The sequence below is a fragment of the Bradyrhizobium sp. USDA 4454 genome (assembly GCF_054822705.1).
Map to the genome: position 1 here is coordinate 3,805,287 of NZ_JBTRCN010000001.1, position 15,618 is coordinate 3,820,904.

A 15,618-nucleotide genomic window follows, 5' to 3' on the forward strand; every position below is an offset into this window, starting at 1 on the left:
CGATGTACCAGGCAATCGTATTCCTGCCTCTGCTGGGCGCCATCCTCGCAGGCATTATCGCCTTGACCGGCGCGCATGCGCGCTGCCCGAGCGGCGACACCGTCGACCATCACGACGATGCGCATGGCGACGCCCATGCGTCGGCGGCCCATGACGACCATGCTCATGATGACCACGGCCACGACGACCATCACGTCTCCGAGCCGCCGGCGGCCGGCTCGCGGCTGGCCGAGCTGATCACCACGGGCCTGTTGTTCGTCTCGGCAGCGCTGTCCTGGTTCGCGCTGGTCGATGTCGGCTTCATGCACCATGACGCCCGCGTCGTGCTGCTGCCCTGGATCACCTCGGGCGACTTGCAGGTGGCCTGGACGCTGCGGGTCGACACCCTGACCGCCGTGATGCTGGTCGTGGTCAACACCGTGTCCGCGCTCGTCCACCTCTATTCCATCGGCTACATGGACGAGGACCCGAACCGGCCGCGCTTCTTCGGCTATCTCTCGCTGTTCACCTTCGCGATGCTGATGCTGGTGACCTCGGACAACCTCGTGCAGCTGTTCTTCGGCTGGGAGGGCGTGGGTCTCGCGAGCTATTTGCTGATCGGGTTCTGGTACCAGAAGCCGTCGGCGAACGCGGCCGCGATCAAGGCCTTCGTGGTCAACCGCGTCGGCGACTTCGGCTTCGCGCTCGGCATCTTCGCGATCTTCGCGCTGGTCGGCTCGACCGACTTCGAGACCATCTTCCACGCCGCGCCCGGGCTGACCGGCAAGACCGTCAACTTCTTCGGCCATCAGGTCGACGCGCTGACCCTGACCTGCCTGTTCCTGTTCATGGGCGCGATGGGCAAGTCGGCCCAGTTCCTGCTGCACACCTGGCTGCCGGACGCGATGGAAGGCCCGACCCCGGTGTCGGCGCTGATCCACGCCGCGACCATGGTCACCGCCGGCGTCTTCATGGTGGCGCGGCTGTCGCCGCTGTTCGAGCTGTCGCCGACCGCGCAGGCGGTGGTGATGTTCTTCGGCGCGACCACGGCGTTCTTCGCCGCCACGATTGGCCTGGTGCAGAACGACATCAAGCGCATCGTCGCGTATTCGACCTGTTCGCAGCTCGGCTACATGTTCGTGGCGATGGGCGCGGGGGCCTATTCGGTCGGCATGTTCCACCTGTTCACGCACGCCTTCTTCAAGGCGCTGCTGTTCTTGGGGTCAGGCTCGGTGATCTACGCGATGCATCACGAGCAGGACATCCGCAACATGGGCGGCCTGTGGCGCAAGATTCCGTACACCTTCGCGGTGATGTGCATCGGCACCCTGGCGCTGACCGGCTTCCCGCTGTTCGCCGGCTACTTCTCCAAGGACGCGATCATCGAGGCGGCCTATGCGGCGCACAACCCGTTCGCGGCTTACGCCTACCTGCTGACGATCGCCGCCGCCGGCCTGACCTCGTTCTATTCCTGGCGTCTGATCTTCAAGACGTTCTTCGGCGAGCCGCACGACCAGAAGCATTACGAGGCTGCGCATGAGAGCCCGGTCTGGATGCTGGTGCCGATCGGCGTGCTTGCCGCCGGCTCGATCCTCGCCGGCCTCCCGTTCAAGGAAGTGTTCGCCAGCCCGCACGGCGTCGAGGAGTTCTTCCGCGAATCCCTCAAGATGAACCCGCACATCCTCGAGGACATGGAGCACATGCCGGGCTGGCTCGCGCCGCTGCCCACCGTGATGATGGCGCTCGGCCTGTTCGTCTCGTACCTGTTCTACATCCGCAGGCCGTACCTGCCGGTCGAGCTCGCGAACCAGCAGCCGATGCTGTACCAGTTCCTGCTCAACAAATGGTACTTCGACGAGCTGTACGACTGGATCTTCGTGCGTCCGGCCAAGTGGCTCGGCTATACGCTGTGGAAGAAGGGCGACGGCTTCATCATCGACGGCTTCGGTCCCGACGGCGTCTCGGCGCGCGTGCTCGACGTCACCCGCAACGTCGTGAAACTGCAGACCGGCTACCTCTATCACTACGCGTTCGCGATGCTGATCGGAGCGGCCGGATTGATCACCTGGTTCATGTTCGGCTTGGGAGGCCAGTAAATGACGACCTGGCCCATCCTTTCGGTCACGACCTTCCTGCCGGCGGTCGGTGCGATCCTGGTCTATCTGCTGGCGCGGGGCGGCGACGAGAGCGCCAACCGCACGGCGCGCTGGATCGCGCTGTGGACCACGCTGATCACCTTCGCGGTGTCGCTGATCCTGGTCGCGCGCTTCGATCCGGCCTCGACCGACTTCCAGTTCGTCGAGAAGACGTCCTGGCTCGCCACCGGCATCACCTATCACATGGGCGTCGACGGCATCTCGCTGCCGCTGCTCATCCTGACCACCGCGATCATGCCGCTCTGCATCATCGCGAGCTGGAGGGCGATCACGAGTCGCGTTGGCGAATACATGATGGCGTTCCTGATCCTGGAAACGCTGATGATCGGCACCTTCTCGGCGCTCGACCTCGTGCTGTTCTATTTGTTCTTCGAGGGCGGCCTGATCCCGATGTTCCTGATCATCGGCGTCTGGGGTGGCCCGCGCCGGGTCTATGCGTCGTTCAAGTTCTTCCTCTACACCTTCCTCGGCTCGGTGTTGATGCTGCTCGCCATCATGGCGCTGTACTGGAACGCCGGCACCACCGACATCCCGACCCTGATGCACACCGCGGTGCCGCGGTCGATGCAGACCTGGGCGTGGCTGGCGTTCTTTGCCTCGTTCGCGGTGAAGATGCCGATGTGGCCGGTGCACACCTGGCTGCCCGATGCGCATGTCGAGGCGCCGACGGCGGGCTCGGTGATCCTGGCCGCGATCCTCTTGAAGATGGGCGGCTACGGCTTCCTGCGCTTCTCGCTGCCGATGTTCCCGCTGGCCAGCCACGACTTCGCGCCGTTCGTGTTCACGCTGTCCGTCATCGCCATCATCTACACCTCGCTGGTGGCGATGATGCAGGAGGACATGAAGAAGCTGATCGCGTACTCCTCGGTCGCGCATATGGGCTTCGTCACCATGGGCATCTTCGCTGTAACGACGCAGGGCGTCGCCGGCGGCATGTTCCAGATGATCTCGCACGGCATCGTCTCCGGCGCGCTGTTCCTCTGCGTCGGCGTGGTCTACGACCGCATGCACACCCGCGAGATCGCGGCTTATGGCGGCCTCGTCAACCGGATGCCGCTCTACGCGCTGACCTTCATGGTCTTCACCATGGCCAATGTCGGTCTGCCCGGCACGTCCGGCTTCATCGGCGAGTTCATGACGCTGCTCGGCACCTTCAAGATCTCGCTGCCGACCGCGTTCTTCGCCACCACCGGCGTGATCCTGTCGGCCTGCTACGCGCTCTGGCTCTACCGCAAGGTGGTGTTCGGCGCGCTGGTCAAGCCGTCGCTGATGTCGATCAAGGATCTCACCTTCCGTGAATGCGTGACGCTGTTCCCGCTGATCGCGCTGACCATCCTGTTCGGCGTCTACCCGAAGCCGGTGCTCGACATGTCGGCGGCTTCGGTGCAGCAACTCGTCAACAATTACCAAACCGCCGTGACTGCCGTGAAGGCAGCCGCGCTGACCGTTCAGTAAGGCCTTCGCCCATGAGCTTTTCCAGTGCAGGTTATCAGTTGCAACCGGTGCTGCCGGAGCTGGTGCTCGCGGTCGGCGCCATGGTGCTGTTGATGATCGGGGCCTATCGCGGGCAGGGCACCACGCGCCTCGTCACTGCGCTTGCGGTGTGTCTGCTGGTCCTGACCGGCGTGCTGGAGCTCTGGCTGCCGGCCGGCAAGCTCGTGACCTTCGGCGGCAGCTTCATCGTCGACGATTTCGCCCGCTTCCTGAAGGTCTTGGCCCTGATCGCCTCGGCGGCGACGCTGGTCCTGTCGACCGAGTACCTGTCCCAGCCGTCGACCCGCAACTTCGAGTTCTCGATCCTGGTGCTGCTGTCGACGCTCGGCATGATGGTGCTGATCTCGGCTGGTGATCTGATTGCGCTCTATCTCGGCCTCGAGCTGATGAGTCTTGCGCTCTACGTCGTCGCCGCCAGCGCACGCGACAATGCCAAGTCGAGCGAGGCCGGCCTGAAGTATTTCGTGCTCGGCGCGCTGTCGTCGGGCATGCTGCTCTACGGCGCCTCGCTGATCTACGGCTTCACCGGCACCGTCAGCTTCGCCGGCATCGCGGCGGCCGCGACCACGGGGAGCATCGGCATCGTGTTCGGCCTGGTGTTCCTGCTCGCCGGCCTCTGCTTCAAGGTCTCGGCGGTGCCATTCCACATGTGGACGCCCGACGTCTATGAGGGCGCGCCGACGCCGGTGACCGCGTTCTTCGCTTCCGCCCCGAAGGTCGCGGCGCTCGCCGTGTTCACCCGTGCGACGCTGACCGCGTTCCCCGGCATCGTCACCCAGTGGCAGCAGATCCTGGTGTTCGTGGCGATCGCCTCGATGGCGCTGGGCTCGTTTGCGGCGATCGGCCAGAGCAACATCAAGCGGCTGATGGCCTATTCCTCGATCGGCCATATGGGCTTTGCCCTGGTCGGCCTTGCCTCCGGCACGGTCGAGGGTGCGCAGGGCGTGCTGATCTACATCGCGATCTATGTCGCGATGACGCTCGGCTCGTTCTCGATCATCCTGGCCATGAAGCGCAACGGCCAGCCGCTGGAGCAGATCAGCGATTTCGCTGGCCTGTCGCGCACCAACCCGCTGATCGCCTTCGTCTTCGCGATGCTGCTGTTCTCGCTTGCCGGCGTGCCGCCGCTCGCGGGCTTCTTCGGCAAATGGTACGTATTCGTCGCCGCGATCAAGGCCAATCTGTTCACGCTCGCGGTGATCGGCGTGCTGACCAGCGTGGTGGGCGCGTTCTACTACCTGTCGATCGTCAAGGTGATGTATTTCGACCAGCCGCTCGGCAAGCTCGACCCGGTCCGCGTCGAGCTGCGCACCGTGCTCGCAGTTGCGGGCATCTTCAACATCTTCTACTTCGCCTATCCGGGCCCGCTGGTCAGCGTGGCGACGGCGGCGGCGAAGTCGTTGTTCTAGCGCATGGTTCCGAAAACACGAGGCTCGCTTTCGGAACCAATCATGCGCATAAGTTCGACATGACCTTCGCGCTCGGACCCCGAGCCATAGCGGCGGGCTACCGGCTCGCCGCCTTCGACCAGATCGGCTCGACCAATGCCGAGGCGATGCTGCGCGCCCGCGACGGCGAGCAGGGGCCGATGTGGTTCGTCACGCCCGAGCAGACCGCGGGCCGCGGCCGGCGCCAGCGGGTCTGGGTTGCGCCGCGCGGCAATCTCGCCAGCAGCATCCTCGAGGTGACCGACGTCCAGCCGGCAGTGGCCGCCACGCTCGGCTTTGCCGCCGGGTTGTCGCTCGAGGCAGCACTCCAGAAGCTCAGCATCGAGGCGGCGCTGCGGCTCGGGCCGGGCACCCCGAAATTCACCCTCAAATGGCCGAACGACGTGTTGGCCAATGGCAAGAAGCTCTCGGGCATCCTGCTGGAAGCCGAGGCGGTTGGCGATCGCCTTGCGGTGGTCGTGGGTATCGGCACTAATGTCGTCGCAGCGCCGGAGGGGACGCCGACGCCGGCGGTATCGCTCGCCGCGCTCGGCATCCAGATCGGCGCGGAAGAACTGTTTACCGCGCTGTCTGACGCCTGGGTCGAGTATCGCGGCATCTGGGACGATGGCCGCGGCTTCCCCGAGATCCGCAGGCTGTGGCTGGAGCGCGCGGCCGGGCTCGGGGACAAGGTCGCGGTTCAGACCGGCGGCGCGACCCTTGAAGGCACTTTCGATACGATCGACGAGACCGGCTGCCTGATCGTCCGCACCGCCGACGGTCAGCGCATGCCCGTGACCGCCGGCGAGGTCTATTTCGGCAACGCAGCCTCGGTGAGGGCCAGCTGATGGCGCGTCCTGACGAGCTCACCTTTGCGCCGCTCGGCGGTGTCGGCGAGATCGGCATGAACCTGTCGATCTATGGACTGAGCAACCGCCACCAGCGCTCCTTCCTCGCGGTCGATCTCGGTGTCTCCTTCGGCGATGAGGAGCATCTGCCGGGCATCGACCTGATCATGCCGGACGTCCGCTTCCTCGAAAAGGAACGCAACAATCTGATGGGCCTCGTGTTGACGCACGCCCATGAAGACCATTTTGGCGCCATCATCGATCTCTGGCCCAAGCTCGGCTGCAAGATCTACGCGACGCAGTTTTCCGCAGCGCTGTTCGAGGCCAAATGCGCCGCCGAGCGCAACCCGCCGAAAATCCCGGTCACCGTGATCCCATCGGGCGGGCGGGTCGATATCGGTCCGTTCAATGTCGAGTTCATCCCGGTCGCGCATTCGATTCCCGAGTCGCACGCGCTGGCGATCAAGACCGAGGTTGGCACCGTGCTGCACACCGGCGACTGGAAGATCGACCCGACCCCGATCATCGGCCAGCCGACCGACGAGCGGCGGCTGCGCGAGCTCGGCGACGAGGGCGTGCTGGCGCTGGTCGGCGATTCCACCAATGCGGTGCGCGACGGCCGTTCGCCCTCGGAGACCGAGGTTGCCGCCACGATCAAGAAGCTGGTCAAGGCGGCCAAGGGGCGGGTCGCGGTGACGACCTTCGCCTCGAATGTCGCCCGGGTGCGGGCGGTGGCGGACGCTGCCAACGCCGCCGATCGCGAGGTCGTGGTGGTCGGCCGCGCCATGGAGCGCGTGGTCCAGGTCGCGCGCGAATGCGGCTACCTCGACGCATCGCACAAGTTCCGCAGCGTCGACTATTACGGCCATTTCCCGGCCGACAAGGTGCTGGCGCTGTGCACCGGCAGCCAGGGCGAACCGCGCGCGGCGCTGGCCCGGATCGCCAATGACGACCATCCGCAGGTCACCCTGAACAAGGGCGACACCGTGATCTTCTCCTCCCGCACGATTCCCGGCAACGAGAAGGCGGTCGGCTCGATCATCAACAACCTGGTCATGCAGGGCGTCGAGATCATCACCGACCGCGAACATCTGGTGCACGTCTCCGGCCATCCGCGCCGCGACGAGCTGCGCGACATGATCTCCTGGGTGCGGCCGCAACTCCTGATCCCGGTGCATGGTGAGGCGCTGCATCTGTCCGAGCACGCCAAGCTGGCGCGCGCCGCCGGCGTGCCGAAGGTCTTGACCTGCCGCAACGGCGACCTGGTCAAGCTCGGGCCCGGCGAGCCCGGCATCGTCGGCGAAATCCCGGCGGGCCGGCTCTACAAGGACGGAACCATCCTCGAGGACTCCAAGTCGCGCGCCGTGGTCGAGCGGCGCCGGATGGGCTTTGCCGGCTGCGCCTTCGTCGCCATCGCCATGACCGCGCAGGGCGAACTGGTCGACGATCCCGAGGTTGATCTGGTCGGCATGCCGGAGAACAATGCGGCGGGCGAACTGCTCGACGACATCGTTTTCGACGTGGTGGTATCGACGATCGAGGGCCTGCCGAAGCCGCGGCGGCGCGATCCGGATGCGCTGGGTGAATCGGTGCGGCGGGCGGTGCGGGCCGCGCTGAACGAGCAATGGGGCAAGAAGCCGATCTGCGTCGTGCACGTTCTGACGGTCAGTTGAGTTGGAGCGGCAACGGAGGTTCACCTCTCCCTTGGGAGAGGTCGGCGCGTAGCGCCGGGTGAGGGGTTACGGTCTCTCGTGTGGCTGTGGCCCTCACCCGATTTGCTGCCCAAAATCGACCTCTCCCCATCGGGGAGAGGTGGAGCGAATCGCCGCGGTAGCGCGCGAGTAGATAAAGGGAGAGAGACATGCTGGGCCGGCTCAATCACGTTGCGATCGCGGTCAAGGATGCGAAGCAAGCCGCGAAGATCTACGGCGCCGCCTTCAACGCCGAGATTTCCGATGCCGTGCCACTGCCGGAGCACGGCGTCGTCACGGTGTTCGTGACGCTGCCGAACACCAAGATCGAGTTCATCGAGCCGCTCGGCGAGGCCTCGCCGATCGCGAAATTCGTCGAGCGGAATGCCGACGGCGGCATCCACCATGTCTGCTACGACGTGCCCGACATCATCGCAGCGCGCGACCGCATGATCGCCGAGGGCGCGCGCGTGCTGGGCGACGGCCAGCCGAAGATCGGCGCGCATGGCAAGCCGGTGCTGTTCTTCCATCCCAAGGACTTTTCCGGCGCCTTGGTCGAGATCGAGCAGGCCTGAGGCCATATGGCGTACCAGATCTCCACCGGCCTTGCGATCTACTTCGTGCTGTGGTGGCTCGTGCTTTTCCTGACGCTGCCGTTCGGCGTGCGCAGCCAGCACGAGGACGGCGTCGGCGCGCCCGGCACCGATCCCGGCGCCCCGATCCTGGCGCGAATGGGCCGCAAGCTGCTGGCGACCACGCTGCTGTCGGCCGTGATCTTCGCGATCGGGATGTGGGCCTATTATGCCGGCTATCTCTCGGTCGAGCGGCTGTCGAGGCTGATGGGAATGCCGTTCTAGATCAAGTGACCTGAATTGGTGCCGATGGAGTGAGGATCAACCTCACCCTGGCGACGCGGAGGAGGCGACCACGATGAACCTGCAGGCGCAACCGGCCTCCGGGCAGAGCGCATATCGGATCCTGCGGGAGGCCGATCTGCGCGACTATCTCGCGAGGCTTCCCGCCATCGCCACCCATCTCGGCGGCGCCCCTGCCGACTGGTCGATCAGCGAGGTCGGCGACGGCAACCTCAACCTCGTCTTCATCGTCAAGGGACCAGGCGGCGGCATCGCGGTCAAGCAGGCGCTGCCCTATGTGCGGCTGGTCGGCGAGAGCTGGCCGCTGCCGCTGTCGCGCGCACACTACGAGCATCTGGCGCTGGTGCATCAGGCGCGGCTGGCGCCAAAACTCGTGCCGGCGGTGCTGCACCATGACGGGCCGCTCGCGCTCACCGCGATGGAGCTGCTCGAGCCGCACATCATCATGCGCAAGGGCCTGATCGGGGCCACGCGCTACCCGCGCTTCGTCGAGGACATCTCGACCTTCCTGGCGCAGACGCTGTTCTTCACGTCCGATCTCGCGCTGTCGGCCGCGGAGAAGAAGCAGGGGATCGCAGATTTCGCCGGCAACCACGCGCTCTGCAAGATCACCGAGGATCTGATCTTCACCGATCCCTATCGCATCGCCGGGCAGAACCGCTGGACCGCGCCCTATCTCGACGCGACGGCGGCGGCGTTCCGCGAGGATCTCGACCTGCATGTCGCGATTAGCCGGCTGAAGCTGAAGTTCATGGCGAGCCCGGAGGCGCTGCTGCACGGCGACCTGCACACCGGCTCGATCATGGTCACCGAAGCCGAGACCAGGGTGATCGATCCCGAGTTCGCCTTCTACGGCCCGATGGGTTTTGACATCGGCGCCGTCATTGGCAATCTGCTGATGGCCTATCTGGCCTCCGCCGGCCATGAGCGGACGCCGGGCGAGCGCGCCGCATTCGAGGCCTGGCTCCTGGAAACCATCGAGGGCGTCTGGACCGAGTTCTCGCGCAAGTTTCTCGCGCTCTGGCGCGATGATGCGAAGGGCGACGGCTATCCGGTGTCGCTGTTCGCAGGCGAGGCGGGCGCTGCGCGGCTGGAGGCGGAACGGCAGGTCTACATGGCGCGGCTGTTCCGGGACACGGTCGGCTTTGCCGCGGCCAAGACCATCCGGCGCATCCTCGGCCTCGCGCACAACATCGATTTCGAGTGGATTGCCGACGAGAAGCAGCGCGCGATCTGCGAGGCGCGGGCGCTGAAGCTCGCGCGCAACATGATGCTGGAGTCGGCGTCGTTCACGACGATAGGCACCATCACCTACGCCGCGCGCGAACTGCGCCACTGGCAGCCGGATTTCGCCAGGTAGTTGCACCGTCGCCTCTCGTCATTCCGGGGCTCGCGCAGCGAGAACCCGGAATCCATTCTTCCACGCAGCTCGTGGCTCGATGGATTCCGGGTTCGTGCTTCGCACGCCCCGGAATGACGTCAGGGGAACGCCTGCGACAAATCACCCCGACGGGCAAATTAACCCTTCCGTCGTCGGGCAAATCAGATGTTCAATCCCGCCCGTCTCACCCGACACGAGGGGCGCTTCGCGGTCGTCACGAACGCGGGTCGAGATGCGGTGGACGCTGCGCGTGGCCTGACGAGAGCACGCAAGGCGGACGGCGAAGTCGTGCAGGCCTGACGCCCTAGTGGTAGGTGTCTTTTCCGATTGCGCGGGTGCGCGTTGCGAAGACGGTGACAACAAAGCCCAGTCTCGCCGGGGAGAGCACGTATAAGCCGTAACCCATCGCGCAGGGAAAGCCGGATTGCTCCGGTTACACCTGTGGTCCTACCCCCGAGCTTTCTACCCTTTTGCTCGGGGCCCATGGGTGCGATCGGCACCCGGCTTTCCCTGCGCCCTCACCAACGGAGAGGGCGGAACGAACAGCAAAGCTCGGACAGATCATGTCGCGAGAACGCGGATGTTTGACTCACAAGTGGCAACAAATACTCAGCGTCGTCCCGACGAAGGCCGGGACCCATAACCACCGCTGCAAATAATTGCGCAATGGCGGAACGACGAGTCTGTCCGACAACACCCGCTGCGGCGTATGGGTCCCGGCCTTCGCCGGGACGACGAGAGGAGAGAGCTTTGTGCTCGGCTCCGCGCTAATCCGCAGCCTGCTCCCGCAGCCGTTGCGCATACACATTGATAATCAGGGCCGCGAGCAGGATCAGGCCACGGATCAGGATCTTCAGGAAGCTGTCGATATTGACGTGGTCGAGGCCGTTGTTGAGCACGCCGAGCACGAACAGGCCGACGATGGTGTTGCCGATGCCGCCGCGGCCGCCGAACAGGCTGGTGCCGCCCACCACCACGGCCGCGATCGAATCCAAGAGATACGTGTCGAATTCGTTCTGCTGTGCGCTGCCGAAATGGGCGACGCCGAGCATGCCGCCGATCCCCGAGCAGACCGCCGAGATCACCATCACGGCGCCGAGAATGAGCTTGACATTGAGGCCGGCAAATTCGGCGGCCTCGCGGTTGCCGCCGACCATGTAGACGTAGCGGCCGAAACGCGTGTAGGTCAGCACGAGGTGTCCGCCGAGCAGCATCACCGCTGCGACGATCACGATCCAGGGGATGCCGCCGATCGAGCCCGAGCCGAGCGTCGTGATCAGGTCCGGCACCTTGTAGGCGATCTGGCCGCGCACCAAAAGCGCCGAGACGCCGGCCGCGATCTGCATCATGGCGAGCGTCATGATGAAGGAGGGGATGCCGATCATGGTCAGTCCCAGCGCGTTGACGAGGCCGAGCAGCGCGCACAGCGCCAGCGCCAGCAGGATCGCGACAACGCCCGGCATCGGCACGTTGGCGATATTGACGTAGGATTCCTGCAACGTGAAATACGCCACCGCAATGCCTGTCACGTTGGCGATGCTGGCGATCGACAGGTCGATCTCGGCGCACAGGATCACGAAGGTGAGGCCGACCGCGATGATGCCGGTGACCGACACCTGGGTCAGGATGTTGCCGACATTGTCGATGGTCGCAAACGACGGGCTCGCGATCGCGAAGAAGACGCTGAGGAAGATCAGCGTCAGGAACGGCGCGATGTTGCGCATCTGCGAGCGCAGAAACGGCGCCAGTCCGCGCGGCCGTTGGTGGTCCGCTCGCGCCGTCGCACTGTCACTGCTTGCCATTGTTCCACTCCATCAGGCCGCCTCGAGCAGCCGATCCTTGCTGACTGCCTCGCCTGCAAATTCGCGCACCACCGCGCCGCGCTTCAGCACCAGGATCCGGTCGGCCAGCGACAGCACCGTTTCCGGCTCGGTCGACAGCACGATGATCGCCAGTCCCTTGGCGCGGAGGTCGCGCACGATGTTGATCACGTCGTTCTTGGCGCCGACATCCATGCCGCGGGTAGGCTCGCACAGCACCAGCAGGCGCGGCGGGTAGGTCAGCCATTTCGCCAGCGCCACCTTCTGCTGGTTGCCGCCGGAGAGCATGCCGAGATCGAGGCCGACCACCGGCGGCCTGATCTGCAACTGCTCGACCTGACGCTGGGCGATGGCACGCTCGCGCATCGGCTTGAGCAGCAGCGCCGAAATCCGTTCCAGGATGCTGATCGAGATGTTCTTGTAGACCGGCTCCTGGTGGAACAGCATGGCACGGCGGCTCTCCGGCACCAGCGCAACGCCGGCCCGCCGGGCGGCTGCCGTGCTGCGGAAGGTTTTTGCGGCGCCGTCGACCGCGAGCGTTCCGCGGTCGGGCCGCAGCTTGCCGAACAGGATGCGCGACAGCTCCAATTGGCCGCAGCCCATGAAGCCGTAGATGCCGAGCACCTCGCCCGCGCGCGCCTCGAACGAGACGTCCTGAAGGGTGCGGCCGAGCGTAAGCTGGTCCACTTTCAGGACGGCCGCGCCGCCGCCGGATTGCGGGAGCATGAGGTCGTCGGTGTAGCTGTGCTCCAGCACCTCACCGCCGCGGCCGATCATGGCCTCGATCAGCGCGCCCTTGGTGGTGTCGGCGGAGGCGGTCTCAGCGATCTTGCGGCCGTTGCGGAACACGGTCACCACGTCGGAGACGCGCAGGATGTCCTCGATGAAATGCGAGATGAAGACGATGCTGGTGCCTTGGTCACGAAGCTTGTGCAGCGTCGCGAACAGGCGTTCGACCTCGGGCGGCGAGAGCGCGGAGGTCGGCTCGTCCAGGATGATGATGCGGGCACCGGAGAACAGCACGCGCGCGATCTCGATCAGCTGCTGCAAGCCGATCGGCAAATCGCCGAGCCGCGTCGTCGGATCGACGTCGATGCCGAAGCGGGCGAGCTGCTCGCCGGCCTCGCGCGCCATCCGCCGCCACTGCACGAGGCCGAGCCGGTTGGTCGGCTGGTTGCCGAGGAAGACGTTCTCGGCGACGGTGAGGTCGGGCGCGACGCTGAGCTCCTGATGCACCATGCCGATGCCGGCGGCATGGGCGTCGCGGGTGGAGCGGAAGCGGGTTTCCTTGCCGTCGAGCATGAAGCGGCCGGAGAACTCCGGATGCACGCCGGCGATGATCTTCATCAGCGTGCTTTTGCCGGCGCCGTTCTCGCCGACGAGACCATGGATCTCGCCGGCGTGCAGCGCAAAGTCGACCCCACGAAGCGCTTCGACACCGCCGAACGCCTTCGTGATCTGGTGCAACTCGAGGATCGGGGAGCGTCCCTGCGACATGAGGCCCGCTCAGATCAGGAAGTGATCCTCCATCCATTGCATGCCGGCGGCGTTGGCCTTGGTCACGACGGGACCGTCGGTGACGACGTTCTTCGGGATGCCCTGGCCGGTTTTCTCGCCGCCGACCACGGCGGCGACGCCCGCGACGATCGCGCCGCCATGGATGCGGCAGGACGGATTGCGGACGGTCGCGAACATGCGGCCTTCGCTGACTGCCTGGATCGCCGGTGGCATGGCGTCGACGCCACCGATCAGGATGTTGGTGCGGTTGCGCGCCTTCATGATGTTGTAGGCGGCGAGCGCCATGTCGTCATTGTGGAAGAACGCCGCGTCGATCTGCGAGTATTTGGTCAGATAGGTTTCCCAGAGCCGAGCGGTCTTGGAGACGTCCCAGTCGGCGGGCTGGGTGTCCAGCACCTCGATGTTCGGGAACTGCTTCACGACAGAGTTGAAGCCCTTGGCGCGGCCCTGTGCGCCGGTGTGGCCGAGCGCACCCTGGGTCATGATGACCTTGCCCTTGCCGCCGATCGCGTTGCACAGCGCCTGCGTCACGGAGGCGCCCATGAACTCGTTGTCGGGCGCCAGGAACGAGTGGACGTTGATCTGGTCGAGCGGGGCAATCAGCGTGTCCATGTCGATGACAGGGATGCCGGCGTCGATCATCTTCTGCACCGGCTGGGTCAGCGTGCCGATGCCGAATGCCTGGATCGCAACGAAGTCCCATTTCTGCGAGGCCATGTTGTCGATCGCGGCGCGCTGCTTGACGGCATCGAGCTGGCCGTCGAACCAGGTGACCTCGACGTTGAACAGCTTGCCCCAGAACTCGGCGGCCTGCTTGCCCTGCGCGCACCACGTTGCCTGCAGTCCGGCATTGGAGAATGCGGCCTTCAGCGGTTTCTCCGAACGTCCCATCTCGGCCGCGAGCGCGGACGTCGTCATGCCCATTCCGCCGAGCAAGCCGGCTGCAGCGCCACCTGCCGCCGCCATCTGCAGAAGGTCGCGCCGCGTCGTCGACGCCTTGTCCATCCCCTTGTCGATGCCTTTGTCGGCTTCCTTGTCGATTCCTGGCATTGTTTGCTCCCTCTTAATTTTTTCTCTCCGTCGGCGTCAGTTGCACGCGCCGCGGATAAAGGGAGTGTGTCACAATCAGAACGGCGGCGCTACGCCCTGTCTTCCACGAGATGTTTCTGTTGTAGGACGATGATCTCGATGTCGCGAAGCAGCTTGTGCCACGCAGCATCGATCTCCTGGGACCATTGCTCGCCGAGAATGTCGCGCAAGCAGTCCGCGATCACGTTGAAGAACGCCACGAACAATTCACGCGGCGTTCCGTATGCATCGTGGGAGAATACTTCCGATTCGATCAGGCGAAAATGCCCGCGGCGCTCACCGGCGAAATCGAGGATGGCTTCGATCGTCAAAGCCAGCATCGAGCCTTTCACCGGCCCGCTGCCTTCGCTGCGAAACATCGCCTGCGCCTCGGGATGTTCGCGAAACAATCGCTGGTACACGCGCGGCGTCAGATCACCGCAGAGTGCCGCTGCCAGTTCGAAACTACGTTCGATTGGATTCGATGATGAGGTCATTGCACGATGCGATCATCACATAAAAAAAGAGCAGGGCGCCAAGCCCTGCTCCAAAAATTGTGTCGACCCTATTTGCCCCAAGAATTCGATTTGATCTTGATTGATGGGGTGACGCTGCTTGTGCGCGTCGGGCTCCTCCCGAGACTTGGACCACCAGGACACACCTCGCGGCTGGCCTGCGCCCGAATTGGTAGACCATCTTTCCAGGCTTGTCACCATTTTCGGCAACGATTGTTCAAATTTCGAGCAATTTGCGAAATGATTGGGATGGCGCCACCGCCGGTTGCGAAAACGACCGGGAAACACGTGGCCGGGTAAGGGGGTACGCCCGCATGTGGAGCAGTCGTGACGCAACTGCCACGCTCGAAGATTTCCGTCAGCCGGAAGAAACGGACGCTGCCCGCGATCTCGACTTCCGACGGCCGTGGTGGTTAGGTTCGTTGCGGATGGATTTTGCGATGCGCCGGCGGCTGAAGAATTTTCTGCCCATCGTCCTGGTTGCCCTGCTGGTGCAGATTTTTGCACCGATCGGGGCCTGCTGGGCGGCGAGCCTTGCGCTGTCCGATCCACTGGCGGCCGCCGCCATCTGCCACGGCGATGCCGGTTCTGGAGCCGCCCAAGGCGACCAGACCGGGCACGACGCCCATGACGGCTGTTGCTCCGCTTGCAGCGTGCTGCAGACCGGTGCGCCGGTTGATCATCCGCAAGTTGCGACCCAGGCCATCGAACGCGTGCCGAGCCGAATCGCCTGGCTCGATTTCGCCAGCGAGCTCGATCGCTCGCGGGCGGGCCTTACCGCGCAAGCGCGCGCGCCACCGCTGTTCTCCTGACCACGTTCCCGCTGCCGGTGCGCGTCCGCGCCGG

Annotated in this window: 13 protein-coding genes; 9 read left to right on the forward strand and 4 right to left on the reverse strand. The window is 65.0% G+C overall.

From position 1 onward, the window contains the following. Positions 1–2: 2 nt before the first annotated feature. The 8 genes from nuoL to mtnK all read left to right on the forward strand — a co-directional run bounded on the left by nuoL (position 3) and on the right by mtnK (position 9,830). The gene (gene nuoL, locus ACVIW0_RS17830) at positions 3–2,075 is read left to right on the forward strand and encodes an NADH-quinone oxidoreductase subunit L (protein WP_461353489.1); all 2,073 of its coding nucleotides are present in this window, start codon (positions 3–5) and stop codon (positions 2,073–2,075) included. Beyond that, entirely contained in the window at positions 2,076–3,590 is a 1,515-nt protein-coding gene (locus ACVIW0_RS17835) for an NADH-quinone oxidoreductase subunit M (protein ID WP_461353490.1), read from the forward strand. An 11-nt stretch (positions 3,591–3,601) separates the two neighbouring features. After that, on the forward strand, positions 3,602–5,038 hold the full coding sequence (nuoN, locus tag ACVIW0_RS17840) for an NADH-quinone oxidoreductase subunit NuoN (RefSeq protein WP_461353491.1): 1,437 nt from the start codon (positions 3,602–3,604) through the stop codon (positions 5,036–5,038). 59 nt (positions 5,039–5,097) lie between these two features. Continuing rightward, the gene (locus tag ACVIW0_RS17845; RefSeq protein WP_461353492.1) at positions 5,098–5,904 is read left to right on the forward strand and encodes a biotin--[acetyl-CoA-carboxylase] ligase; all 807 of its coding nucleotides are present in this window, start codon (positions 5,098–5,100) and stop codon (positions 5,902–5,904) included. Continuing rightward, positions 5,904–7,577, forward strand: coding sequence for a ribonuclease J (locus ACVIW0_RS17850; protein WP_461353493.1), 1,674 nt, complete (start codon positions 5,904–5,906; stop codon positions 7,575–7,577). Before ACVIW0_RS17845 ends, ACVIW0_RS17850 begins: the two co-directional genes overlap by 1 nt. Positions 7,578–7,765: 188 nt before the next feature. After that, entirely contained in the window at positions 7,766–8,170 is a 405-nt protein-coding gene (mce, locus tag ACVIW0_RS17855; protein ID WP_461353494.1) for a methylmalonyl-CoA epimerase, read from the forward strand. A 6-nt stretch (positions 8,171–8,176) separates the two neighbouring features. Beyond that, positions 8,177–8,452 (forward strand): DUF1467 family protein, encoded by a 276-nt coding sequence (locus ACVIW0_RS17860; RefSeq protein WP_461353495.1) that lies wholly within the window; start codon positions 8,177–8,179, stop codon positions 8,450–8,452. 73 nt (positions 8,453–8,525) lie between these two features. Beyond that, entirely contained in the window at positions 8,526–9,830 is a 1,305-nt protein-coding gene (mtnK, locus tag ACVIW0_RS17865) for an S-methyl-5-thioribose kinase (RefSeq protein WP_461353496.1), read from the forward strand. Positions 9,831–10,618: 788 nt separating this feature from the next. On the opposite strand, the gene ACVIW0_RS17870 is transcribed toward mtnK, so the two are convergent. The 4 genes from ACVIW0_RS17870 to ACVIW0_RS17885 all read right to left on the reverse strand — a co-directional run bounded on the left by ACVIW0_RS17870 (position 10,619) and on the right by ACVIW0_RS17885 (position 14,754). Further along, on the reverse strand, positions 10,619–11,653 hold the full coding sequence (locus ACVIW0_RS17870; protein WP_461353497.1) for an ABC transporter permease: 1,035 nt from the start codon (positions 11,651–11,653) through the stop codon (positions 10,619–10,621). 12 nt (positions 11,654–11,665) lie between these two features. Next, complete coding sequence (locus ACVIW0_RS17875) at positions 11,666–13,168, reverse strand: sugar ABC transporter ATP-binding protein (RefSeq protein ID WP_461353498.1); 1,503 nt, start codon at positions 13,166–13,168, stop codon at positions 11,666–11,668. A 9-nt stretch (positions 13,169–13,177) separates the two neighbouring features. Continuing rightward, positions 13,178–14,239, reverse strand: coding sequence for a sugar ABC transporter substrate-binding protein (locus tag ACVIW0_RS17880; protein ID WP_461353499.1), 1,062 nt, complete (start codon positions 14,237–14,239; stop codon positions 13,178–13,180). 89 nt (positions 14,240–14,328) lie between these two features. After that, positions 14,329–14,754, reverse strand: coding sequence for a globin (locus ACVIW0_RS17885; protein WP_461353500.1), 426 nt, complete (start codon positions 14,752–14,754; stop codon positions 14,329–14,331). Positions 14,755–14,963: 209 nt separating this feature from the next. Between ACVIW0_RS17885 and ACVIW0_RS17890 the strand changes: the two genes are divergently transcribed. Next, entirely contained in the window at positions 14,964–15,584 is a 621-nt protein-coding gene (locus tag ACVIW0_RS17890; RefSeq protein WP_461353501.1) for a DUF2946 domain-containing protein, read from the forward strand. Positions 15,585–15,618 lie beyond the last annotated feature (34 nt).

Coding starts and splice junctions, on each gene's coding strand:
- nuoL (WP_461353489.1), top strand. CDS start 3: ATGTACCAGGCAATCGTATTCCTGCCTCTGCTGGGCGCCATCCTCGCA.
- ACVIW0_RS17835 (WP_461353490.1), top strand. CDS start 2,076: ATGACGACCTGGCCCATCCTTTCGGTCACGACCTTCCTGCCGGCGGTC.
- nuoN (WP_461353491.1), top strand. CDS start 3,602: ATGAGCTTTTCCAGTGCAGGTTATCAGTTGCAACCGGTGCTGCCGGAG.
- ACVIW0_RS17845 (WP_461353492.1), top strand. CDS start 5,098: ATGACCTTCGCGCTCGGACCCCGAGCCATAGCGGCGGGCTACCGGCTC.
- ACVIW0_RS17850 (WP_461353493.1), top strand. CDS start 5,904: ATGGCGCGTCCTGACGAGCTCACCTTTGCGCCGCTCGGCGGTGTCGGC.
- mce (WP_461353494.1), top strand. CDS start 7,766: ATGCTGGGCCGGCTCAATCACGTTGCGATCGCGGTCAAGGATGCGAAG.
- ACVIW0_RS17860 (WP_461353495.1), top strand. CDS start 8,177: ATGGCGTACCAGATCTCCACCGGCCTTGCGATCTACTTCGTGCTGTGG.
- mtnK (WP_461353496.1), top strand. CDS start 8,526: ATGAACCTGCAGGCGCAACCGGCCTCCGGGCAGAGCGCATATCGGATC.
- ACVIW0_RS17870 (WP_461353497.1), bottom strand. CDS start 11,653: ATGGCAAGCAGTGACAGTGCGACGGCGCGAGCGGACCACCAACGGCCG.
- ACVIW0_RS17875 (WP_461353498.1), bottom strand. CDS start 13,168: ATGTCGCAGGGACGCTCCCCGATCCTCGAGTTGCACCAGATCACGAAG.
- ACVIW0_RS17880 (WP_461353499.1), bottom strand. CDS start 14,239: ATGCCAGGAATCGACAAGGAAGCCGACAAAGGCATCGACAAGGGGATG.
- ACVIW0_RS17885 (WP_461353500.1), bottom strand. CDS start 14,754: ATGACCTCATCATCGAATCCAATCGAACGTAGTTTCGAACTGGCAGCG.